At 45.3% G+C, this 23,808-nt stretch carries 23 protein-coding genes and 1 tRNA gene; 7 read left to right on the top strand and 17 right to left on the bottom strand.

Features of this window, described 5'->3' with window-relative positions:
• Nucleotides 1-278: 278 nt before the first annotated feature.
• The gene (locus GTH32_RS01385; protein WP_163083434.1) at nt 279-1,103 is read right to left on the bottom strand and encodes a flagellin N-terminal helical domain-containing protein; all 825 of its coding nucleotides are present in this window, start codon (nt 1,101-1,103) and stop codon (nt 279-281) included.
• A gap of 326 nt (nt 1,104-1,429) precedes the next feature.
• Between GTH32_RS01385 and GTH32_RS01380 the strand changes: the two genes are divergently transcribed.
• Nucleotides 1,430-1,627 carry a hypothetical protein gene (locus GTH32_RS01380; protein ID WP_163083433.1) on the top strand — a complete coding sequence of 66 codons (198 nt, stop codon included), beginning with the start codon at nt 1,430-1,432 and terminating at the stop codon, nt 1,625-1,627.
• On the opposite strand, the gene flgL is transcribed toward GTH32_RS01380, so the two are convergent.
• The 13 genes from flgL to GTH32_RS01315 form a co-directional block, all read right to left on the bottom strand.
• Nucleotides 1,624-2,847 carry a flagellar hook-associated protein FlgL gene (gene flgL, locus GTH32_RS01375; RefSeq protein WP_163083432.1) on the bottom strand — a complete coding sequence of 408 codons (1,224 nt, stop codon included), beginning with the start codon at nt 2,845-2,847 and terminating at the stop codon, nt 1,624-1,626. The two genes, GTH32_RS01380 and flgL, sit on opposite strands and share 4 nt — an antisense overlap.
• 7 nt (nt 2,848-2,854) lie before the next feature.
• Complete coding sequence (gene flgK / locus GTH32_RS01370) at nt 2,855-4,933, bottom strand: flagellar hook-associated protein FlgK (RefSeq protein WP_163083431.1); 2,079 nt, start codon at nt 4,931-4,933, stop codon at nt 2,855-2,857.
• A 16-nt stretch (nt 4,934-4,949) separates the two neighbouring features.
• Complete coding sequence (gene flgJ, locus GTH32_RS01365) at nt 4,950-5,900, bottom strand: flagellar assembly peptidoglycan hydrolase FlgJ (protein WP_163083430.1); 951 nt, start codon at nt 5,898-5,900, stop codon at nt 4,950-4,952.
• Nucleotides 5,900-7,012, bottom strand: coding sequence for a flagellar basal body P-ring protein FlgI (locus GTH32_RS01360; protein ID WP_163083429.1), 1,113 nt, complete (start codon nt 7,010-7,012; stop codon nt 5,900-5,902). Before GTH32_RS01360 ends, flgJ begins: the two co-directional genes overlap by 1 nt.
• Nucleotides 7,013-7,030: 18 nt before the next feature.
• Complete coding sequence (gene flgH, locus GTH32_RS01355; RefSeq protein WP_163083428.1) at nt 7,031-7,711, bottom strand: flagellar basal body L-ring protein FlgH; 681 nt, start codon at nt 7,709-7,711, stop codon at nt 7,031-7,033.
• A gap of 11 nt (nt 7,712-7,722) precedes the next feature.
• Nucleotides 7,723-8,511: a flagellar basal-body rod protein FlgG gene (gene flgG, locus GTH32_RS01350; RefSeq protein WP_163083427.1), complete on the bottom strand. Its 789-nt coding sequence runs from the start codon at nt 8,509-8,511 to the stop codon at nt 7,723-7,725.
• 48 nt (nt 8,512-8,559) lie between these two features.
• Nucleotides 8,560-9,303, bottom strand: a complete 744-nt coding sequence (locus GTH32_RS01345) for a flagellar basal body rod protein FlgF (RefSeq protein ID WP_163083492.1) — start codon at nt 9,301-9,303, stop codon at nt 8,560-8,562.
• A gap of 123 nt (nt 9,304-9,426) precedes the next feature.
• Nucleotides 9,427-10,803 (bottom strand): flagellar hook protein FlgE, encoded by a 1,377-nt coding sequence (gene flgE, locus GTH32_RS01340; protein WP_163083426.1) that lies wholly within the window; start codon nt 10,801-10,803, stop codon nt 9,427-9,429.
• 14 nt (nt 10,804-10,817) lie between these two features.
• Nucleotides 10,818-11,504 carry a FlgD immunoglobulin-like domain containing protein gene (locus GTH32_RS01335; RefSeq protein WP_163083425.1) on the bottom strand — a complete coding sequence of 229 codons (687 nt, stop codon included), beginning with the start codon at nt 11,502-11,504 and terminating at the stop codon, nt 10,818-10,820.
• A 31-nt stretch (nt 11,505-11,535) separates the two neighbouring features.
• A complete protein-coding gene (gene flgC / locus GTH32_RS01330) occupies nt 11,536-11,958 on the bottom strand; it encodes a flagellar basal body rod protein FlgC (protein WP_163083424.1) in 423 nt (140 codons plus the stop codon).
• 2 nt (nt 11,959-11,960) lie between these two features.
• On the bottom strand, nt 11,961-12,392 hold the full coding sequence (gene flgB, locus GTH32_RS01325) for a flagellar basal body rod protein FlgB (RefSeq protein WP_163083423.1): 432 nt from the start codon (nt 12,390-12,392) through the stop codon (nt 11,961-11,963).
• Between the two features lie 170 nt (nt 12,393-12,562).
• Nucleotides 12,563-13,393: a CheR family methyltransferase gene (locus GTH32_RS01320; protein WP_163083422.1), complete on the bottom strand. Its 831-nt coding sequence runs from the start codon at nt 13,391-13,393 to the stop codon at nt 12,563-12,565.
• A gap of 15 nt (nt 13,394-13,408) precedes the next feature.
• A complete protein-coding gene (locus GTH32_RS01315) occupies nt 13,409-14,338 on the bottom strand; it encodes a chemotaxis protein CheV (protein ID WP_163083421.1) in 930 nt (309 codons plus the stop codon).
• Between the two features lie 206 nt (nt 14,339-14,544).
• Here GTH32_RS01315 and flgA point away from each other — a divergent pair, with 206 nt between their 5' ends.
• The 3 genes from flgA (at nt 14,545) to flgN (ending at nt 16,179) form a co-directional block, all read left to right on the top strand.
• A complete protein-coding gene (gene flgA, locus GTH32_RS01310; RefSeq protein WP_163083420.1) occupies nt 14,545-15,264 on the top strand; it encodes a flagellar basal body P-ring formation chaperone FlgA in 720 nt (239 codons plus the stop codon).
• A gap of 103 nt (nt 15,265-15,367) precedes the next feature.
• Nucleotides 15,368-15,697, top strand: coding sequence for a flagellar biosynthesis anti-sigma factor FlgM (flgM, locus tag GTH32_RS01305; RefSeq protein ID WP_163083419.1), 330 nt, complete (start codon nt 15,368-15,370; stop codon nt 15,695-15,697).
• A 41-nt stretch (nt 15,698-15,738) separates the two neighbouring features.
• Nucleotides 15,739-16,179: a flagellar export chaperone FlgN gene (gene flgN / locus GTH32_RS01300; RefSeq protein ID WP_425482351.1), complete on the top strand. Its 441-nt coding sequence runs from the start codon at nt 15,739-15,741 to the stop codon at nt 16,177-16,179.
• Nucleotides 16,180-16,238: 59 nt separating this feature from the next.
• Here flgN and GTH32_RS01295 read toward each other — a convergent pair whose 3' ends face one another.
• Nucleotides 16,239-16,688 carry an LPP20 family lipoprotein gene (locus GTH32_RS01295; RefSeq protein WP_425482350.1) on the bottom strand — a complete coding sequence of 150 codons (450 nt, stop codon included), beginning with the start codon at nt 16,686-16,688 and terminating at the stop codon, nt 16,239-16,241.
• A 486-nt stretch (nt 16,689-17,174) separates the two neighbouring features.
• Here GTH32_RS01295 and GTH32_RS01290 point away from each other — a divergent pair, with 486 nt between their 5' ends.
• From GTH32_RS01290 to smrA, 3 genes are all read left to right on the top strand, one after another.
• Nucleotides 17,175-18,347, top strand: coding sequence for a flagellar assembly protein T N-terminal domain-containing protein (locus GTH32_RS01290; protein WP_343033369.1), 1,173 nt, complete (start codon nt 17,175-17,177; stop codon nt 18,345-18,347).
• Nucleotides 18,348-18,524: 177 nt separating this feature from the next.
• Nucleotides 18,525-18,600, top strand: a tRNA-Arg gene (locus tag GTH32_RS01285).
• A 120-nt stretch (nt 18,601-18,720) separates the two neighbouring features.
• On the top strand, nt 18,721-19,308 hold the full coding sequence (gene smrA / locus GTH32_RS01280; RefSeq protein ID WP_163083416.1) for a DNA endonuclease SmrA: 588 nt from the start codon (nt 18,721-18,723) through the stop codon (nt 19,306-19,308).
• An 89-nt stretch (nt 19,309-19,397) separates the two neighbouring features.
• Here smrA and GTH32_RS19335 read toward each other — a convergent pair whose 3' ends face one another.
• Together GTH32_RS19335 and purL are read right to left on the bottom strand one after the other, a co-directional pair.
• A complete protein-coding gene (locus GTH32_RS19335; RefSeq protein WP_203565307.1) occupies nt 19,398-19,538 on the bottom strand; it encodes a hypothetical protein in 141 nt (46 codons plus the stop codon).
• A gap of 237 nt (nt 19,539-19,775) precedes the next feature.
• Nucleotides 19,776-23,663 (bottom strand): phosphoribosylformylglycinamidine synthase, encoded by a 3,888-nt coding sequence (gene purL / locus GTH32_RS01275; protein ID WP_163083415.1) that lies wholly within the window; start codon nt 23,661-23,663, stop codon nt 19,776-19,778.
• Nucleotides 23,664-23,808 lie beyond the last annotated feature (145 nt).

Genomic DNA, 23,808 nt, shown 5'->3' with positions numbered 1-23,808 from the left:
GTTTTACCTCTACTTTGCATTGATAACTACTATTCACCTTTAATATGTAACATTGTTTGTTACGCACTAAAGCGTGATAGTCAGCTGTACAGGATAGGCGGATAACACCAACAGTGATAAGAGAATGCGCCGGCAAAGGATGACAATAGAAAGCATAAAAAAACCAGCTTCGAAGAAGCTGGTTTTTGAAGGTAATTGTATAGTTTTCGTGCCTAATTGAATGAGTATTTTAGGTAAATACGCTCACGTATAATAAGGCGCCTAAATTAAAATTCTAACTACCCTAATAACGACAATGCAGCTTGCGGACGTTGATTCGCTTGCGCAAGTACCGTAGTGCTTGCCTGTTGCATAATCTGATTACGGGTTAAACTTGCTGTTTCGGTAGCAAAGTCTGTATCACGAATTTGTGAACGTGCCGCCGATACGTTTTCAGAAATGTTGCTTAAGTTTCTAATAGTAGACTGGAAACGGTTTTGCAATGCACCTAAATCAGAACGTGCTGTTCCAATTTTTGATAGCGCATCATCCACTTCGCCCAACAGGTCATCTGCATTATCATCTGTATCAACAGTACTTGAAATACCTAAACCCGTTATCCCAAAATCGCCTTGAGTTTCGCCGATTTTAACCTCAACGGTTTGTCCTTCATTCGCCCCAACTAAAAACTCGGCTGAGAAGCCGCCTTTTAATATACTCAACCCAGCAAACTCGGTATTTTTCGCTATACGAGATATCTCTGTTTTAAGGGCGGTAATCTCTGACGATAGCGCTGCTCTGTCTTCGGCACTATTGATACCGTTTTGTGCCTGCACAGCCAGTGTACGTATACGCTGTAATGCAGTAGTCGTCTCATCTAGCGCACCTTCGGCGGTTTGCGTTAATGATATCGCATCATTTGCGTTACGCACGGCTTGGTCTAAGCCCTGTACTTGGGATGTCATTCTCTCACTGATTTGCAGGCCAGCTGCATCGTCAGCAGCACTATTAATGCGAAAGCCTGACGACAAACGTTCAAATGACGTACTCAATGAATTACTTACATCAAATAATTGACGCTGGGCATTCAATGAGGAAACATTGGTATTAACAAACATAGACATAAAGTCTCTCCTACACGCTCAGTCCAGCAGGTGCTGGCTGCCGGGATGTCCGGCGTTACAATTTAATCGTCACCAACACCTGAGGGGTAATTGATGAACTGACTCTCTCAGTAGTTGTATCGACCCCGCGACAATTCCCTTTAGAAAAAAAAACAACAATTGCCGTAAAGCGGAACAAAATTGCCTCTTTCAATCATCTAAGTATCGGTTTTAGATAGGAAATAAATGTGCTCAATGCGCTAAAATTAGGAAAGATCTGGGCAGCTATGTAGGTGGGCCAGTGATATGTGCACTCACCCGTTCCTATTTTTACTGGCAGGAAGAGATTGGAACAGGAAAAGCTTACCACGAAATTGTGGCTACTTTCTGGAGACAATGGCAGCCTTGAAGCGCGACTTGCCTTACCGAGCGCGAGGGATACCTTATATCTGTCGTACTATTCCTTGCTCGTAGATAAAGAGGCTCGGGTTTATCTTGCCACTATTACGGGTATGGCATCACTCACCCGTAATATTAGAGATTAGATATAATTAAATAGCGATAAATTTGAAACTTTGGGAAACGAGGCGAGGGCTGCTTCTAAGGCAGTTTCTTGCTTAGCAAATTCAGACGATGCTTCAGCATAATCAACATCTTCTATCGAACTACGAGATGCTTTTGCTGCAATTTCCATATCTAAATTACTTTCGTATACCGACTCAGCAATATTCAACCGGCTTCCAATAGAAGCACGTTCTAGTGAGATGATTTCAAGGCCGTTGTCCAACCCTACTAAAGCATCTGAGATGGCTTCTTGAAGCGCGTCATTGTCAGTACTGCTATCCATGAGTACTTGCTGCATGTCATGAAGTGTTTGCGCCATGCTCTTCTTTTCTGGCGCATCTAGCGTGAAGTTAATCGTTTCCCCCGCATTAGCGGTAACTTCGAATTGCATACCTTTAATGGTAACCGGCTCGCCAGGGGTAAATCCAACAGTATCAACAACATTTCCTGTGGCTACGTTAATAAGTTGCGCATCACCACCGGCTAAAAACGAAACTTGAAATTCGTTGTTTGCACCGTTAACAGGGTCATAACTATCATCGAAAAACGCATCAAAGGTTTTTTGCGCGCTTACCGTTGCTTGCTCAAAACTACTTACCGTATCGCTAGTAACCGAGAAATTAAACCGCGAGAGTACGTTTTCAAATACTTCATAGCCATTACTTGTCGATTGTATCTTTGAGCTATTGGAAAGTTGAACAAAACTTACGCCAGCATCGCCGGTAAACGTAATGGCATTCCCTGACGCAGCAGGGTTATATTCAAATGCAGGTTCAGCGGATTGATAACCCGCATAAATGAAATTTCCATCAGCATCTTGGGTATTCATCAGGTCGAATACCTCTAGCTTGATCTGTTCTAATTCTGCGCCAATGGCACGTCTATCTTGTTCAGCCAATGCGCCTGAACCCGCCTCTACAACAAGCGTCCTGGCCCGGTTAATTGAATTGGTGATATTTTCTAATACAGCTTCTTGTTGCTCCAACGACCCCGTTACTAAATCGTTATTACGCTGAAATTGGGTTAACTCGTCAATTTCTTCGGTTAATCGTAGGACCTTTGCGGCGCCAACCGGATCATCTGACGGTGTAATGATGCGTTTACCAGATGCAAGCTGCTGCTGAGTTTTTACCAAATCTTCTTGGTTGTTCATGATAGTACGAATGTTCTGATCATAAACCTGACTGGTTGATATTCGCATAGTTTAATTACCTCGCCGACTGTAATATGGTGTCGAACAATTCTTGCGCTGTTGACAATATTCGGGCAGCTGCAGCATAAGATTGTTGATACTTTATAAGGTTCGCAGCCTCTTCATCTAAACTTACTCCAGAAACAGATTCAAACCAGTTTTCAGACTGGACTTTCATTGCTTCTGCCGACTGTAAGGACACATTAGCCATGGCGGCATCTTCACCGATACGTCCTACCATAGATGCATAAGCATCTTGAAACGTTCGTGGTTTATTGCTCGCTTCGCTACTCACCTGCACTAGGCCTTCATTTTGTAGTGCGGCGATAGCCAGGGTATTAGTATTGTCATTAAAGCCATCAGTATTATAACCAATAGAAAAAGAATCGCCGGCTCTTGGTACACCATCTAAACTCAAATCGTAGCCAGGATAGTCATCTTGGCCGCTATAAATACCCGCACTGTCTTTTGCTTGCTGGATAAGATTATTTAAATTAGTCGTGCCGGAAACCGTTGCCAGCACATTATTACTTGCATCTAATACCTGATAGCTGTCTTGGGCGGTGAAGACTATTTGTGCCGGGGCCGCAGTATCAATCCCCCCTGCACCATCAAACGCCGATTGCTCCACAGTGCCTGTGGTTGTGGTATTAGTGATTGTTACACCCGTTACGTTGGCACTGCCTAAATTACTGCTGTCGGCTTGCGCCCTTATGGGCGATGCGAACGCTAAGTCTTCTGCGCGTTGTGTTGCTAAGGAAATAGATGACGCTATATTTTTAGTGGGTTGTAGTAGAAACTCTTCGCCACCAACATAGGTATCTGAACCGTCAAATTCAACTTCAATTCCGCCGGGAAGCTCGTTAAAACCTCCACCTACACTTAAACCTGAGTATACGAGAGGCGCGCCTGAGCCATCGGTTTTCACCGTACCATCGGCGTTAAGTAACGTAACCTCTATTTCCGAAGGAACACCGGAGGCAACATTCGTAACTTTGATACTATAATCAGCATCCGTAACCTCAGCCCCAGCGCCTGCCGTTATTCGGCCCGTTACTTGATAATCCCCTACGGTGTTATTATCTGTTAAGCCTGAGAAGGTTGGGATATCAAATATATCACTGCCCAGTTGCCCATCTAAGTCCATACCTAGTTTATTTTGGCTGTTCATTGCATCTGCAAAGGCTACGGCCAGTTGTCCTACATCACGCATGGCTGGACCTAATACTTCGTTTCTAAAACGAAATAACCCACCTAAGGCTCCGCCAAGCTCGCTTTCTATTACGTTTATCGCCGTTTCATCTTTCGTTTGAGAACCAAAATTAGTTTGCAGCGTTAGCTCTTTATAAGTCACATCTGCATTGTTACCCAGATCAAACAAATTAAACGAACCATTATCTAATACAAGCGACTCTCCGGAAGTAAGGTTTATGGTGACAGCGCCATTTTGACTTTGGCTTTCTTTCACATTTATCGACATGATTGATGCTAATTCATCGATAGCTTGGTCTCGTTCGTTAAGCAGGGCACTTGGCTCATCACTGGTATTGTTTCCTTGCGCCATTACAATGCTTTTGTTCAATTCTCCAATATTACCTATCAAGCTATTGGCGCGACTAACCATTGAATTAAACTCTAAATTAAGCTCTTCTTCTTTTTCGATAGCATAGTCAGACACTGTGCGCATACGCTGGTATAGAGATTCACTTTTCGCGAGCACTTGTTCACGAGAGGCAAGATTAGTTGGGTCATCGGCTGAAGTTTGTAAGGCAGCGAAGAATTCACTAAAGCCCTTAGACAAGGAATTCGCCTCGCCCGCAAGGAGATTATCTATCGCAGAGGTTTTAGTTGAATACGACTCTAACTCGCCGACTAGGGTAATATCGCGGCGCAATTGATTTTGCGCAAACTGATTAATAATACGCTCTGTATTTCCAATACTCACCCCGAACACTTGACTATTGTTCAGTTCGGTACGTTGGCGCACGTAGCCATCAGTATTTACATTGGCAATATTATTACTGGTGGTTTGCAGCAACTTACTACTGGCGTTAACCCCACTGCTAGCAAGAGAAAATAGATCGACTGAACTCATAAGTTTTCCTCACGCCTTACGGCATCAACCCGTTTAGCCTGTCACCATGGTAAACAGACATAATTTTATCCGCATATTTAGGATCGGTAGCATAGCCTGCTTTTTGCAATTCTTGGGCGTACCTTGTTGCATCCTGCGCATTTTCAACCGCTTGTTGATAGCGCGGCTGAGTCGCAATGAACTTACCGTAATCGTCCAAAGCTTCAGTGAGTGAAGGATAAGATCGAAACGCCGCTTTTTGCTTTTCAGGAACAGTCCCGTTGAATTCAAGCGTGTCGACCACCGCTTGCTCGCCCTGCCACTGCCGATTAGCTTTAATGCCAAACAGGTTATGTGAACTAGAACCATCGGCGTTATGAATAACAAACTTGCCCCAGCCGGTTTCCACCGCCGCTTGGGCGATAATGGCCTTTGCATCAAGACCATACTTTTGTGCTACGTTTTCCGCATGGGGACGTAAGGTTTCAACAAAATGTTGTGGACTTTCAAACATCACATCTTTTCTGGCTGCGGGGGCGCCTTTCGATTCTGATGCCAGGACGTTTTCCTGTGCGTGTGTCACCTGTTCTCTACTTCGGTCATTTAGCGAACTTAAGTTGCCATCACTACGTATGATACTCGCAGGTCTATAGCCATCTTCGCTTTGCCCTAATTGCTTAACGATGATGTCGGCAAGCCCCATCCCACCGCTAGACGTAAGGTCAGTAGCTAACTGCTGGTCATGCATATCTCGGTAAAACTTCACCTGCTGCGAGTTAAACGGGCTGTCTTCATCTGCTAACGTATCTTGCGCTTTACGCATAGACTTAAGCATCATTTGTACAAAAATAGCTTCGAATTGTTGAGCCGCCTCTTGCAACACCGTTTCATCACCTGAAGCGATAGCTTCACGCATTTTGTTGATACTGCCCAAATCGTGAACATTGCGTGCCATGTCCAACTGTGATTTTGTACTTAAACTATCCATTAGATAATCACCAGTTCGCCATGAAGAGCACCTGCCTGGCGTAAAGCTTCTAATATCGCCATTAGATCGCCCGGCGCTGCGCCCACTTCGTTAACGGCTCTGACTAACTGATCTAGCGTTACGCCAGGTTCAAACTTAAACATACGGCTATCGGCGAGATCAACATCAACAATCGACTGGGTTGTTATGGCCGTCTCTCCTTCACCAAAAGCATTAGGCTGAGAAACCTGTTGATTTTCAGATATGGTCACCGTCAAACCACCGTGTGTGATAGCTGCAGGCAGTAAGCGCACATCACTTCCTATTACAATAGTTCCTGTGCGGCTATTAATAACTACTCGCGCAGGTGCGTCGGCTGGTGTAAATTCAAAGTTTTCTAAGGTTGCAAGAAACCCTACGCGTTGACCTACATCTCGGGGCGCAGATACTCGCACAGAAGCCGCATCTATGGGTGTAGCAATTACATAGCCTTTATCGGGCTGTGCGCCCAGTCTCTCATTTATAGTATCGGCTAACGCCTTAGCAGTAGAAAAATCTGGGCGGTGCAAATTCAGTGTAAGCGTATCCCCATTGGCAAAGCCACTTGGTACCGCTCTCTCTACCATTGCGCCATTGGGAATGCGCCCGACCGTAGGCGTATTTACGACAATGCGCGAGCCATCGCCGCCTTGTGCGCCAAAACCACTAACCACTAAACTGCCTTGTGCCACTGCATACACTTTGCCATCGACGCCGCGTAAAAAGGTTTGTAATAGCGTTCCACCTTGCAAACTGCTGGCTTCACCCACAGAGGACACAGTAACGTCAATGGTTTGACCTGGCTTCACAAAGGCGGGAAGCTCTGCGTGTATTGCAACCGCAGCGACATTTTTAATTTTTGGTTTGGTATTCGCATCCAAACTTATACCAAAATTACTTAGCATGGTTCTGAAACTTTGTTCAGTAAAGGGGCTTTGCTCACCGGTTCCGGGTAATCCCACCACAAGCCCATAGCCCACTAACTGGTTGCTTCTAACGCCCTGAATACTTGCGAGATCTTTAATTCTCTGCCCCATTGCAAGGTGCGGCGCCAATAAACTAAATGCGGTTAGTACAATAATAAACAATCGCATAATCATGCTCCTATCCGCCTAAAGCGGCCACCAAGTTGAGTCGAAGAACTTGGTTAACCAACCACGTTCTTGAGCGCGAGCGAACGAGCCAGTGCCTGAGTATTGAATTCGCGCATTCGCTACCTTGGTTGACACAATTTCATTTTCTGGGCTGATATCTGCAGGGCGAATAATGCCTGTTAGGCGAATATATTCGTCACCATGATTAAGGGTTATCCATTTCTCGCCACGTATAACTAAATTGTTGTTGGGCAATACCTCAACAACGGTGACAGATATAGCGCCTGATAAACTATTACTTTGATTAGCTTCTGCGTCGCCACTAAAATCTCGTGAAGAGCCTATGCCCAATTGAACCGACTGGCCGCCAATGCTAACCGCATTACCCCCCAAGCCCGTTATGGTGTTCAAGTCTACGTTGGTATCTTTTGCTGTAGTGGTATCTGCCGATTTACTTGCCGACGTGCTTTCGCTTAACGCAACCGTGATGATATCGCCTACCCGTCTGGCGGTTACATCTGAATAGAGGCTGTTTGCCATAAAAGAACGGAACAAAGAGCCATCTTCCACGATAGTTTCTCGGGGGTAATCTGGTACCACAGGGGCAAACGATGGATCATTTGCCTCCACAGGCGGCTTGCCGGAAGAGGCACAACCACCTAGCATCAAAAGAGCTGTAGAAAGAACAAGAATACGCATAAGGTTACTCACTATAATTGCTGAATAACTTGTCCAAGCATCTGATCGACAGATGAAATGACTTTTGAATTCATCTCGTACAAGCGCTGGCTTTCAATCAAGTTCACTAACTCTTCCGTTACATTAACGTTAGACGTTTCCAGTGTGCCTTGCGAGATATAACCCAGCCCTTGCAACCCAGGTACCCCTTGTATAGGTGCCCCGCTAGACGCCGTTTCTACATACAAGTTTTGACCAATAGGCTGTAATCCCGTTGGGTTTACAAAATCTGAGATATTCATTTGACCTAATACCTGAGGCTCAGCCTGACCGCGAATACTGACACTAATTTCACCGTCTTGAGAAATCGTTATTTGCTGCGCATCTTCAGGTACGGCAACTTCAGGTTGCAGTAAAAAGCCTGCGCCAGAGGTAACTATTTGGCCCTGGTCATTTAGCGCGAACTGACCATTTCGGGAGTAAGCTACCGTGCCGTCAGCTTGTAATATTTCGAAATACCCACGCCCTTGAATCGACATGTCTAATGCATTGTCAGTGGTCAGTAAGTTTCCTTGGGTATGAGCTTTTTGGGTAGAGACTACTTTTGACCCCGACCCCAGCATAAGCCCCGAAGGTAACTCGGTATCCGCGGATGAACGACCACCCGGTTGGTTAATATTTTGATAGAGTAAATCTTCAAATACTGCACGGTCTTTTTTAAATCCCACCGTAGAGGCATTCGCTAAGTTGTTGGATACCACGGCAACATCTGTTTGTGCGGCATCTAATCCTGTTTTACTTATCCACAATGCTGGGTGCATATAAACCTCCCGACGTCACAACAAACTGCAACGTAACTAAAAATAAAATTACAAAATGCGAAGTAGTGTGTTTCCGCGAGTATCGAGCTCTTCCGCCTGCTTCATTACTTTTACTTGCAACTCGTAATGACGTTGTAGGCTTATCATATCCACCATCTCTTCAACCCCATTTACGTTCGACCCTTCAAGCATGCCAGACATTACTTTCACGTCTGCTGCGCCAGGGGCGATAGTTCCATCTTCCATACGGAACAAGCCATCGGTGCCACGCTCCATATCTGCATAATTAGGGTTAACTAATTTCAGTCGACCTATGTCCTCAATTACATTTGCTGGGGCGCCCAACTGGCGCATGGATAAACTTCCATCCGATGCGATATTGAGGTTATCTAAGGGAACGGGTAAAAAGATGGGGCCGTTATCACCAAGCACCACGCGATCATGAATATCTGTCAAAATTCCGTCGTCGCCTAACTTAAAGTTACCGTCGCGAGAGTAAGCTTCTTGACCATTTTGATCTTGAACGGCAAACCAACCATCGCCTTGAATAGCGACATCCAAATCCCGCCCTGTTTTAATCATAGGGCCAGACTCATAGTTATTTGAGGGGCTTTCCGTCATCGAAAAGACACGTGACGGCAACCCTTCGCCGTACACCGGCATCGCTCTTGCCTGCTCAAGCTGCGCACGGAACCCTGTTGTCTGTGCGTTCGCTAAGTTATTAGCTCGAATCCCAGTCCCGAGAAGGTCTTGAGAGGCGCCGCTTGCTGCTATATAGAGAAGTTTGTCCATGACTGACTTTTGACTCACGTTAAACCATACTCATGAATTGCAAGGTGAGTGCCAAGTTGTACAAAAAGTAGTAGATAGAAAAAAGCCGCAGTCGAATGCTGCGGCTCTAAGAAGATAAAGTGCTTATCTAATATTCAATATAGTCTGGTTCAGTGAGTTATTAATCTCAAGCGCGCGGGAGTTAGCTTGGAAATTCCGCTGAGCAATAATCATATCGATAAGCTCAGTGGTTAAGTTTACGTTCGCTTGCTCAAGTGCAGATGAGTTAATTTCACCAAATGTACCTGTGGTAGCTTCGCCCGCTAAAGCTTCGCCAGAGAGAATACTTTCTTTCCACTCAGTACCGCTTTGTTGTGTTAAACCTTGCTCATTGGCGAAACGAACCAGCGCAACACGCACAATTGGTTCTGATGTTCCATTTGAAAACGTAGCGCGAACTAAACCGTCAGGACCAATATCGATACCTGTTAAACGGCCTACGGGTAAACCGTTTTGTTCCAATGAAGTCACTTCAAACGCCGACGCGTATTGAGTAGGCTCGTTGGTGGTTGCTTGGGTAGGATTTAAATTAAAATCGATACTGACTTGCTGCGATGCATCTGCGCCATTAGAAAGGGCTGCACCAAGCGCCTCTGTGGTCAACTTATAATCTGAGGTTTGAATACCATCTGGGGCTTGTATCCCCGTGAAATCACCCCCTTGAGAAAAAACCAACTTAGCGGCTGTGACCGAATTACCCGAGGCGGTACCTAAAGCATGGGCGGCCGTAGTAGGGTCAGAGTCAGACCCGTCAGAGTTCACCAAATCAGTAAGTTGATCATCCACAGACGTAGCAACATACCACTCATTGTCTGCCGCTTGGTCTTTAACAAAGTAATACGTCATAATATGACTATCGCCTAATGAATCATAGACGGTAACCGAGGTAGCGGCATTATAGGTTAATGGATCATCGGGGTTAAACTGCGCTGGGTCTAGGCCTTGAGCACTGGCCGGCAAGTTCATTTTTATATCAACTTCAGAGGTCTGCGCTGGCGAGCCTGATGAATCAGGGATCAAAACGGGCTCTGTGGTACTTAGTGCTACTGAAGAACTCGTGCCGTCTGAATTTACCGGAAACCCTAGCAGGAGATCACCGTTGCTGTTAACCACGTAATTGTCGTCATTAAGTTTAAATTGTCCTGCCCGGGTAAACGAAAAATCACGAGACGTTTCATCGGGTACAGTGGCAAAGAAACCATTCCCAGTAATTGCTAAGTCCAACGCAGTATTGGTAAATTGTAAGCTACCTTGTGAGAACTGTTGTGCCACATCTTGAGTTAGCACGCCGTCCCCAACTTTGGTTTGGCTTCCGCCTAACAGTGATGTTGCATAAACATCACCAAATTCTGCACGCGATTCCTTAAAGCCTACCGTATTTACGTTCGCGATATTATTGGCGGTGGTATCCAAATCTTTTTGCGCAGCCGAAACGCCGCTAAGTGCGATATTAAAAGACATTCTTCATTCTCCTACTAACTGCCGATTTGGATGACGTCATCAAGATTGATACTGACCTCACCATCCAAATTTAAAATTACGCCTTGTCCACTACCGGCAAGACTCACGCTACCAACATGACGATTAACCGCGGTGGAAAGCTGTACACCCTCGCCGTCGATCTCTCCTGTGGCACTAATAACATAATCACCTGCGGCCATATCGTTGCCACGGGTATCTTTACCGTCCCATTCAAACTGAATATTGCCGGCAGCCTGTGTACCCGCATCTATCGTTTTAATGACTTCACCGTATTGATTCTCTATATTGATTTTCATGTTTTGAACGGTTTGCTCATTTACTACTACGCCAGATAGGCCATCACCTTGGTTGGCCATATGACCTATGTTGCCTTCAACCAATACATTCTGGCCAATCAAACTCGACGCCTGTAACGCCTGGTTTGATGTCATGGAAGCGGCAAAAGATTCAAACTTTTCATTAAGTTGAGAAATACCATCCGCCATAGTGAAAGAGGTCATCTGGGCTACCATTTGATCATTGTCCACTGGGGCTGTGGGATCTTGGTTGGCCAATTGCTCAGTTAGCATTGAGAAGAAATCTTCCTGAGTCAGTTGCTGCTCGGTTCCGTCAGCAACTTTAACCCCTTCTTCTTGCCAATATAGATCGGTATTTAAGCCGCTATTGTTTATAGTATTCACGATTGGTTCCTCAACTTACCTGTGTGGCAACTTATTGCCCTTGGCCTAATTGCAATACACGACGGAAGATATTCTTAGTGGTATCCGCTACTTGCACATTGGTTTCATATGCTTTGGAGGCAGACATCATATTTGCCATCTCTTCCACAATGTTTACGTTTGGCTTATAGATATAGCCATCTGCATCCGCCATAGGGTTGTGCGGTGCGTATTCCACCTGCAAAGGCGCATCACTTTCAACAATACCTTTTACCGATACCCCAGTACCTTTAGACTGATCGTCCATGGCTTGACGTAGTTGCGTGGCAAAAACTGGCTGTCTAGCCCGGTATGTTTCGTCATAGCTGCTGCTTACCGTGTTCGCGTTGGCGATATTACTCGCCGTGGTATTCAAGCGAACATTTTCCGCTTCCATTCCCGTACTGGAAATTGACATTACATTAAATAAACTCATGACTACTGGCCTCCAGAACCAAGGGCTTTTTTCATACCTTTAATTTTACCGTTTACAAAGGTGAGACTGGCTTGATAACGAAGACTGTTATCGAGAAATCTATTTCTTTCAGCCTGTACTTCAACCGTATTGCCATCGCCGGTATCAGGTTGCAATGGCACGCGATATTGCATATCAAAGTTCGACGCTACAGACGAACTACTTCCGCTAAGGTGGTTTTCATGGGTTCTCATCATCTGGCTATCACTTGCGGCAGGTTTGCCGGAAGATGAACGCACTGCAGATTTCATCGCTTTGTTAAAATCGATATCTTTGGCTTTGTACCCAGGCGTATTGGCATTGGCCAGATTACCAGCAATCACTTCCATTCTATCGGTGCGAATTGCCAGCGCCGATTGATGAAATCCGACCAATTTGTCGAGATTAATTGCCATAGTGAAAACTCCTCGTTGCGTAAACATGTTGCATATACATACAACAACAATAGCGATTGTCGGAGTTTATCTAGCAAGGCTAGTGCCAAATGGAAATTTGACGTTTAATTAATAACTAGAAAGGAAATTAATATTGATAATAAGCATTATAATTCATAAGCTTATAGACACTATTTCTTTTGGTAGTACAAGCCAGGCTGACACTTAACCATGCTATACATATCGCTTGCGCCACTGATTGATTCCGACGCGCCAAGGAAAAGTACGCCGCTTGGCTGCAACTGAGCGGCAATTTGTTGCAGTATCTTTTGTTTTATTTGCGGTGAGAAGTAAATTAGTACGTTACGGCAAAAGACGATATCGAAGCGTCCTAGGGAGGCATAACTACTGAGTAAGTTTAAACTTCTAAATGAAACCATACGCCGTACGTCTGTTTTCAGCTGCATTTGTCCGCTGGAATGAGGCTCAAAAAACATCTGACGCCGCTGAGGAGATAGCCCTCTTGCTAACGAAAGTTCGTCATAGATACCTTGCTGACACTTCTCAAGCATTGCCGCGGATAAATCTGTCGCGACAATTTCAACGCCATAACGCAGCGCGCCAGGACGCTGTTTTTGAAACTCCAATACCGACATCGCAATTGAATAAGGTTCTTGACCAGACGAACACGCGGCACTCCAAATTCTCAGCTTGCGCTGCTTTTGGGTTAACTCTGGGAGTATACTTTTTAACAATAGGTCAAAAGGATAGTTATCTCTAAACCACAGGGTTTCATTTGTAGTCATGGCATCGATAACACTTTGTAGTAGTTTTCTATCGTAGCCTTTTACTACTACATCAATAAGCGCGTCTGTGTTAGGAAAATCATAGGTATAGAGTAACGATGCCAGCCGGCTTCGAACTAAGTACTGTTTACTTTCTCCTAACACAATACCGCATTGTTGTTCGAGGAACTGCCTAAATTTATGGTAGCCCTCTGACGAGAGTTCTTTTCTGCTCAACGCCCGACCGCTCCGTTATTCACAGTCTATCATCAACCACTTTTGAACAGCGGTAGCAAGTTCGTCAGGATGGAATTTTGCAATAAAATCATCGGCCCCTACTTTTTGTACCATCGCTTGGTTGAAGACACCGCTTAGTGAGGTGTGCAATACAACATGAAGCTTTTGTAGTTCAGGGGTATTTTTTATCTCTGCGGTTAGGGTATAGCCGTCCATTTCTGGCATCTCAATATCAGAAACAAGTACACCCACCCGCTTAGTGACATCACCGTACTCTTCGGCTATTTGCTTTAAACGGTTTAGCGCTTCTAAGCCATTTTTAGCCAGTTCTATTTCTAGGCCTAATGAGGTTAATGCCTTTTTAACCTGGTTGCGTGCCACGGCAGAATCGTCGGCAATAAAAATTATTTTGTCTTCTTGCCCTTCAGTGGTTAGGTGCTTGGCTACATCAGCACTTACCTCTGCATTTAGTGGCGAGATTTCATTAAGGATTTTTTCTACATCGAGAATTTCGATAAGTTCATTTTCCACCTCAGTTACCGCGGTGAGGTAACTTGCTCGTCCAGTTCCTTGAGGCGGGGGCATTATCGCATCCCAATTCGTATTAATAATACGCTCTACAGCCCCAACCAAAAAGCCTTGAACCGAGCGATTGTATTCAGCAATGACGATAAAGGCACTGGATAAATCTTCAATTCGTCTGCCTCCGGTGGCCATGCTCAAGTCAATTACCGAAATAGTTTGCCCGCGTATATGAGCAATCCCACGTACCAGAGAGTTTAGCTTCGGCATAGACGTTAGCGGTGGGCATTGTAAAACCTCTCGCACTTTAAATACGTTGATACCGAACCGTTGACGGCCATTTAGCCGGAATAACAATAACTCTAGTCGGTTTTGACCAACGAGTTGCGTACGCTGGTTAACAGAATCCAAAATACCCGACATGTGTCACCTCTTGTTAATACTGGGCATGATCATTGCCTATCATTGTATAGATAAACAATATCACTAAAATTTAGCTGGTAAAACGACAGAAAAATGACGCAATGCGCATATGTTGTTCATGTACATAGCGGGTAGAGAAAAATCTGTCAGTTAAGTCCTTCAATAAGCATAGCCAATAACGCGCCACCTGAACACGAAAAGTAGCGATGAATATTACAAAATACGAAAAATTTAGTTTATACAGACAATACTTACCGCTTTTACTTGTCTTCTTGCTCGTTATTCCGGCAACAAGCTTTGCGGCCACACAACACGATAAAGTTGAACAGGGAGTAAAAGCCTATTTGACGTCATCACTGTCTACCCACAATGACGATACTAACATCGACATAAGTGTTGTGAAGATAGACGATAGAATAAATATCCCCCAATGCCCCAGTGGATTTCAGTACCATGCGTCAGATGAGGCGCTTAAGCAATCGTATATTTCTGTGCGCGTGAGCTGTAATACCAACGATTGGTATGTTTTTACCAGTGCTCAGGTTAATCGAACCAAAGAAATTGTAGTAACAGCTGGCGCGGTTAGCCCAGGTACAGTGCTGACTTCCCAAAACTTAACCCTAGCGGATGTGGACATTCGCCGTCTTCGCCATACGGCGTTTACCGATATTGATACGCTTATTGGGGCTAGAATGAAACGACGCGTAGTGGACGGCCAAGCGATTCAGTCAAATATGCTATGCTTTGTGTGTAAAGGCGATCGTATTACTATTAAAGCGTCGGTGGGAACTATGGCAGTCAAAACAGCAGGTATCGCACAGCAAGATGGCGTTATAGGAGATACCATTCGGGTGACTAATTCAAGCACACAAAATACCGTGGTAGCCGAGGTCGCCAGTGCCAAAGAAGTCGTGGTACACTTGTAAAAGTTAGCGAGTAATTAACTACACTTTCATCGTAAATAAACCTAAAGAAACGAGGTTTGCAGTCGATAACTTACTTGAGGTGAAAAGGTAGTGGAGAAAGACTATGGCAATTAACAATGTAAACAACGGGTTACCGAAAAACCCCGTTGACAACACAAAAATTTCGCAGCAGAACCAAGCGCAACAGTCGCAGCAACAAAGTGCCGCAAGCACTGCGTCTAAAGCGCCAACGTCTCGTCAAGACTCAGTGTCTTTGACGCAATCTGCGCAACAACTAAATCAGGTTCAGAAAAAGGCAACCGAAGCGCCTGTGAATCAGGAAAAAGTAGATAGGCTAAAAAAAGCAATTCAAAGTGGTGATTACAAAGTAAACCCAGACGTATTGGCAACAAAAATAGCCAAGCTTGAGGGTGAGATTTTCTCAACCAAATAAGCGTATGGCAAAACACCATACGCGGGTAAACAAGGTATAAGATTACGATTATGTCCGGTCAATTAGATGCTGCACTCACGCAACAAGTTGAGAATTTGTCCCAGCTTGTATTGTTGTTGGAAAAAGAACTTCATCTTATTAGTTCTCGTGACGCAGAAACGTTGTTTACTTTGCTGGAAGATAAAACTGCCCTGTTGTCATCTATTCAGGCCTTAGATAACGATATAGAGCCTCTTTATAAAAAAAATAAAGAAACCGATACCCTTTCCGATAGCTCTGCTGCGCTTATGGAAAAAGCAGCCAGCCTGCTTGACGCATGTAAATACCGAACGGAAATAAACCAAAAAGCAGTAGAGCAAGGCCAGCTTCGTCTAACTCACCTACGTAACTTGATGCTTGAAGTGCGTGCCAAAGAGTCGCTCACCTATGATAAAAAGGGCAAGCCTAACGCAGGCAGGCTCGGCTCGGGAATACGCGCGTAGTTAACGCGCTTTTTTGTTCTGGGTTGCATCTTCTTTTACTACCCGTCCTTAGACAGATATCAATAGTATTTAATGTCTTTAATTCGGCGCGGCTTTGCGGTGGTAAGATAAATTTCGTAAACACGCTGCATATCTAGGCTTAGCTCAGTGGCGTAAGTATCTTCGCCTACCGGGTAACTCTTAACAACTTCTGCTCCGCGGATCACACCTTCTACAGACGCCTTTAACGACTCATTGGATACCACTAAGCTAGACAATGATTGGCTGCCTTCGATGCGCTGACCATACACTTGTTCCGCTAGCTCGCGATAGGCCTCTAGTTTCGAGGCCTTTATTGCCATTAGCATTTTCACTGTGTCATTGTCGCCCCGTTGCGAGTTAATGGGTGCATAGCCTACCGCCTTAAGCACCGGGTAACTTTCAGGCTCAACTGTCTCCCACTCTACGTGTTTATCTACCAGCAAACCGCACCCTGATAAGTTACCAACGCCTATAATCGTAAGCGCCATTGCTAACATGGGATAACTTATATTTTTTTTCACCGTCATCATGTGACAAACCTTCTCATCTATTGCCCTTCGCACACCGCGTTAAGCGCGAGGCCGCGAATATGAAAAGCCCAGCCTGCAGAAACAGCGTATCATTGTTCACCGCCGCGACCGCTGATCCTTATCGACCTCTCACGCCTCTATGCTAGGTAGTTAAGCAAAGATTGCGCCCAAAATGCAATAGATACCATGTTGGCGCTTATTTCGCTCAAGTTGGCACTTATTTCGCTTACGCTTATACAATGTACTTATAAGTATTCTGTATCTAGCTTAAAGATACCCCGTAAAATCTGAATCGCTTCTTGTGCCAAGGGATAAGCGTAGCGGCGTAGTCGTCAATACTTTGGCAAAGGTTCTCTATACCCTATTAAAAAATACCCATAGGGTTAGAAACAGGCGCCATTTTAAAGGCGCGAACTTGCGATTTCATCTGTGGTGAGGAATAACGTGTTTACCGAAAAAAGCTTGAGAAGCATAAGCCAGTTAATGGCGCTAATTTGCCTAGTCTTACTACCAGTAGGGCAAACTTATGCCGTGTGGTACGAGGCCAAAGGCCAAGCTGTGATTCAAAAGGGAAACAAACAAAAGGCACGCAGAGACGCCACTGAAGAAGCACTAAAACAAGCCTTATTGTTTGCTGGCGCGTCTGTAAATAGCGTTCAACAGTTAACTAATGGCTTACTAAAAAGTGAAAGTATAACCATAAGTAGTACAGGTGAAGTAGAGCAACTAGAACTTGTTGATGAGGTATGGCACGCCGATTACGTTACTGTAACAGTGAGAGCCGATATTTTCGCACGAGGAAAAACATGCAGTGCTAGTGACTATCCCAAGCAATTTGCCACCAGTTATTTCATGGTAGAAAATCGACAACATCTTCTTGACGGCAAGCTAGATAATTTTGAACAGGCCTTTACCCGTGAGTTAGCGCGGCAAATGGCCGTACAAACATCCACCCTGTCCCTCCCCTTTATCGCCCCTTACACCACGCAATGGGCCGCCCCTACGGCTGCCGAGAATGCACGTGAATTGGCGCGTCAAGGCAATACGCAATTTGTCATTATTGGTCGTTTGGGTGATTTAAGTGTACACAGAGAGCCCTCCTCAGCGTTGGCGTTTTGGAAACAGGAAGACGCCTCTCGTTATTTCAGCATGGATATTACAGTTTTCGATGGGTTAAATGGGGGTGAGCTATTTCATCGTACTTACACCACGCAAAGTGACTGGCCTTTCGATAGGTTTAGCGATCTAGATAGCCTTTCTGCCTCTTTTTGGCATACCGACTACGGGAACGCTATTAAAAAAGAAATGGGAAGCTTTATTGCTGATATTAAAGAGGTCACAGCATGCCAACCACTTACGGGCCGAGTACTTAGCACCAGCAACGGAAATTTGACGGTATCGCTAGGGCGAGACAATGAAGTTATGCCTAACGATGAGCTTTATATATATCGAACCATGGAGGTGATAGATAGCCGCGGGCAGCGCTACCTTCAGTACAACGTATACCCTGGCGTATTTACGGTAGAGCAAGCCTACGGGTCTACTTCTAGCGTGCGTCATAAAGACACCGGCTTTGCTATCAATGTGCAGGAAAATGACTTCGTCATTAAAAAATAAAGGCTATTGACGCTATATTGGACGCCTCTACAAGGGCATAAATTAGCGCGTATTTGTAGGTTGCGTGGAACCAAGGTGATAGCGCGGCAAAGCCCCCTCGCATGGAAATATTCTTAACATAATTTCTATAAAAGGTTATACTGCTGCGCGTTGATAAATTTCTAGCAAAATCAATGCGTCCCCATAGTTTAACCGGATAAAACAAGAGCCTCCTAAGCTTTAGATCTGCGTTCGAGTCGCGGTGGGGACGCCACTACATTTAGTTTCTGTTTTCAAAAATCATCCCCATAATTCAAAATTACGTATAAGCTAGCTACATAAGCGACCTTATTATGTAGTTACGTCGCTAATTATCGGGTATGCGGGAGGTACTATGACCCACCTTGAACATGATGAGATAGACACATTTTTCGCAGAGATGAAAGATGTTAAGCCTATCAATAACGGTGATAAAGCCGAACTGTACGACCCAGAAAAAGCCCTAAAAGAAAAACAAAAAAAAGCCCAACGACAAAGGAGTGAGCGCGAAAAGCGTGTAAATCCATTAAGTTTAGAAGGGGTTAATCCTGTACCGCCCGACGAATTTATTCACTACCAGCAACCGGGCATTCAAGATGGCGTATTTAAGAAATTGCGGCTAGGAAAATACCCGTTGGAACATACCCTATCGCTTAAAAACCTTACTGTGGAGCAAAGCCGAGACGCGGTATACCATACGGTTTCTTCGTGTCATGAAAAAGGTGTGCGGGCGTTGTTAGTTAAGCATGGCAAAGGCGAAAATAGTCAGCCTTTTCCCGCTTTGAAGAAGAGCTATCTAAACCACTGGCTACAAGAATTAGAAGAGGTTATTGCCTTTCATACCGCACAGCCCATGCATGGTGGTTTCGGCGCAACTTATGTGCTATTGAAAAAACATCCTGAGCAGAAATTAATAAATAGGGAAAAAAATAGGAAGCGGTAACGATACTGTCATATTCAATAGGCAGTATTAAATTTAGTGAGGTTAATGGCAGTCTCGTATAAAGACTGCCATTAGAATTTTACTTCATACTACTTAACTGAAGACTGCACCACCAAGGTCGATGGCATGTCGGCAGATTTTGCCGATGAACTAAAGACAGCAGTAACAAACATAAGCACTACAGCCACAGCCACTCCGGTTAAGCCAAACCCTTTTGATGAACGATTCATTCGTCGTCTCTTATTATCTACACCAGTTAATTTTACTATTTAACCAGTTTTTACCCACTATTATAACTCCTGTAACCCAACTGCACTCCGTGCACGCACTACAATAGATCAGTGACTTACTTATGACAAGCCCCGCTGTACATTTTTTTGCCAGCGGGCCAAAACGTTAGCGTAATCTAGGTGTAGTGCCAGTGGTAAAGGCTTTAATACTCCGCCTTTACCGTTACCCGCTTTTGACTAACCAACAAACCGACGCGCATTTCTGAACATACGCATCCACGCGCCATCCTCTTGCCAGTCATCGGGGCACCACGAATTCGCCACCGCCCTAAATACGCGTTCAGGGTGAGGCATCATAATAGTACAGCGACCATCTTCGGAGGTTAAACCTGTAATTCCTTGCGGCGAACCGTTAGGGTTGGCAGGGTATTGCGTGGTTACGTCGCCATAATTATCGATATAGCGTAACGCTACCTGCGGCTGTACCGCCTGCAGCGATTCAGGTGCGGTGAATTCGGCTTGCCCCTCGCCATGGGATACTGCTATAGGCATACGAGAGCCAGCCATCCCCTTTAATAGCACCGAGGCCGATTCATTCACTTCCACCATTGCCACCCGGGCTTCAAAGCGAGCAGACTGATTGGCAACGAAGTGTGGCCAATGATCGGTACCTGGTATTAAACTTTTCAAGTTTGATAGCATCTGACAGCCATTACATACCCCTAAGCTAAAGGTATCTGAGCGTTCGAAGAAATTAGCGAACTGTTGGCGTGCTGTGGGGTTAAATAAAATAGATTTAGCCCAACCTTCACCGGCACCTAACACGTCCCCGTATGAGAAACCGCCACAGGCGGCTAAGCCAGAGAATTGCTCAAGAGTAACTCGGCCCGCTAAGATGTCGCTCATGTGCACGTCAATGGCGGTGAAACCTGCGCGTGTAAATGCAGCGGCCATTTCAAGATGGGAGTTTACGCCCTGTTCCCGTAAAATCGCCACTTTCGGCTTGGCTGTGCTCGCAATAAAAGGGGCAGCTACGTCTTCGTTTACATCATAGCTTAGTGCCACATGAAGGCCAGGATCATTGATATCTTGTTTAGCAGCATGCTCTTGTGCTGCACACGCTGGATTATCGCGAAGCTTCTGCATTTCAAATGTGGTCTGGGCCCACGCCGTACGCATCGCTACACGACTATCGCTAAGAACCGTTTCACCGTGGCGCGTAAACTCAACCACATCTGTTGAGTTAAGCGTACCGATGTCATTACAGATTTCATCTAACCCAAAGTCGGCTAATACCTGATTAACCGAATCGATATTTTCATTAAGTACCTGAATAACGCCGCCGAGTTCTTCATTAAACAGTACCGATAAATCCGAGCCGCTTAGCGCGTCAAGAGAAACCGAAACCCCAGTTTTGCCAGCAAAGGCCATTTCGGCCACAGTAGTAAATAAGCCACCATCAGAACGGTCGTGGTAAGCAACCACTAATTGTTTTTCTATTAACACTTGCATAGCGTTAAAGAAATCTTTTAGACGTGACGCGCTCACCACATCGGCAGGCTTATCACCTAATTGCGTGTAAACTTGGGCTAAACAGCTTGCCCCTAGACGGTTTTTACCCTCGCCTAAATCTAGCAATAACAAGCGAGAATCGCCTTTATCTGTGCGTAGTTGAGGGGTTACCGTTTTACGAATATCCTTCACCGCGCCAAAGGCAGAGATTACCAACGATAAGGGCGAGGTCACCGCTTTATCTTGGCCGTCTTCTTGCCAAGCAGTTTTCATCGACATAGAGTCTTTACCCACCGGAATGGTAAGCCCTAATTCAGGACAAAGCTCTTCACCCACGGCTTTAACTGCTTCGTAAAGGCCCGCATCTTCACCCGGATGACCCGCCGCAGCCATCCAGTTTGCGGAAAGCTTGATGCGTTTAAGATCGCCTATATTAGCTGCAGCTATATTAGTCAACGCTTCCCCCACGGCAAGGCGCGCCGACGCGCCGTGGGACAGCAATGCTACGGGGGTACGTTCGCCCATTGCCATTGCTTCACCGTGATAGGTGTCAAAGGCACTAGCGGTAACAGCAACATCCGATACCGGTACCTGCCACGGCCCCACCATTTGGTCCCGCGCGACTAAGCCAGTTACAGAGCGATCGCCTATAGTAATCAAGAAGGTTTTTTCAGCCACTGTAGGCAACGAAAGGATACGTGTAGCCGCATCTGATAGCACTATTGCGCTATCATCAAGTTCATTGCCGGCTACGCTAGCAGAAGCTACATCGCGGTGCATTTTAGGCGGCTTACCCAATAGCACATCTAAAGGCATGTCTATCGGTTTATTGTCAAACTGACTGTCATTAAGCTGTAAATGCTGCTGTTCTGTGGCTTCACCTACAATGGCATAAGGTGCCCGTTCTCGTTTACATATGGCTTCAAAAACCGCCATATTTTCAGGCGCTACCGCCATTACGTAGCGCTCTTGTGATTCGTTACACCACAATTCAAGCGGTGTCATGCCTGGCTCATCTGATAGCACTTTTCGTAATTCGAATTGTCCACCACGCTCACCATCGTTGACTAATTCCGGTAGCGCGTTTGATAAACCACCTGCGCCTACGTCGTGGATAAATTGAATTGGATTGTCATCCCCTAATTGCCAACATGCATCAATAACTTCTTGGCAACGGCGCTCCATTTCTGGGTTTTCTCGTTGCACTGAAGCAAAGTCTAAATCTTCGTTTGACTGACCGGAGGCCATTGATGAAGCTGCGCCCCCGCCCAAGCCAATGTTCATTGCAGGGCCGCCCAGTACAATCAACTTAGCGCCAACGGTAATTTCGCCTTTTTCGATATGGTCTCGTCGAATATTGCCTAGACCACCGGCCAACATAATAGGTTTGTGGTATCCGCGAACTTCCACACCATTAAAGCTATTTACTTCTTGTTCATAGGTACGGAAATAACCTAACAAGTTAGGGCGACCAAATTCGTTGTTAAACGCGGCACCGCCGAGGGGCCCTTCAAGCATAATATCAAGGGCACTTACAATACGCTGAGGCTTGCCATACACGTGTTCCCACGGCTGCTCGGCGCCAGGAATACGCAAGTTCGATACACTAAAGCCGACTAAACCCGCTTTTGGTTTAGAGCCTCTGCCGGTAGCACCTTCATCGCGAATTTCACCACCAGACCCTGTTGCTGCACCTGGGAAAGGTGAAATTGCAGTAGGATGGTTATGGGTTTCCACTTTCATGAGAATATCAATATTTTCATGGTGATATTCGTACTGATGGGATTGATGATTAGGGAAGAAACGCCCGGCCTCCCACCCTGCCATTACGGCTGCATTATCTTTATATGCTGAATAAACATTATCGGGCAACAGCTCGAATGTGTTTTTGATCATTTTGAACAGTGACTTCTGCTGCTCTTCGCCGTCAATTGTCCAACTAGCATTGAATATTTTGTGCCTACAATGTTCTGAGTTGGCTTGGGCAAACATGTACAACTCAACATCGGTAGGATTGCGCCCCAACCGTGTAAAGCTATCAAATAGATAATCTACTTCATCATCGGCTAATGCTAAACCTAATGAAACGTTCGCTTCGCTTAGTGCTTCTTTACCTTTGCCTAGTACGTCTATCGAGGTAAAAGTCTTCGCAGTTGATTGTGCAAAAAGGGCAACGGCATCTTCAGTCGCACGAAATACAGTTTCCGTCATTCTATCGTAAAAGAAGCTTGCAAGCTGTTGGTATGCGTCTTCGTCTAGCACTTCATCGGTATCAACATAAAACGCACACCCACGTTCTATGCGCTTAATGGTAGAAAGGCTACAATTGTGTGCGATGTCGGTAGCTTTAGATGACCAAGGAGAGATAGTGCCGGGGCGAGGTGTAACAAAAAATAAGGTGCCGGAGGGGCTTTGAGCCTGTCTGGCGGGCCCGTAGGTAAGCAGCTTGTCGAGTATTTCTACTTGCTGCTTTGACAAATCACCTTCAGAATCGATGAGGTGAACAAATTCACTGTAAAGGTTATTCACCTTAATGCCGGATTGACCCAGCTTTGCAATCAGTTTAGTTTGGTGAAACTCAGATAGTGCAGGAGCGCCTCGAAGGACCAACATATTGATTTACCTGGTTGTGTGGAAACAACGACCACCAATGCGACGCGTTGTCTCGTAAATTGATGAGGATTTCGGCGCGGATTATAGATTAATTATGATGAATTGATAACCTACATATCGACGTATATGGAAGTTTTTTTGATAT

This window comes from Alteromonas profundi, assembly GCF_010500865.1.
Taxonomy (GTDB): Bacteria; Pseudomonadota; Gammaproteobacteria; order Enterobacterales; family Alteromonadaceae; genus Alteromonas; species Alteromonas profundi.
This window is presented reverse-complemented; position numbering and strand designations above follow the sequence as displayed.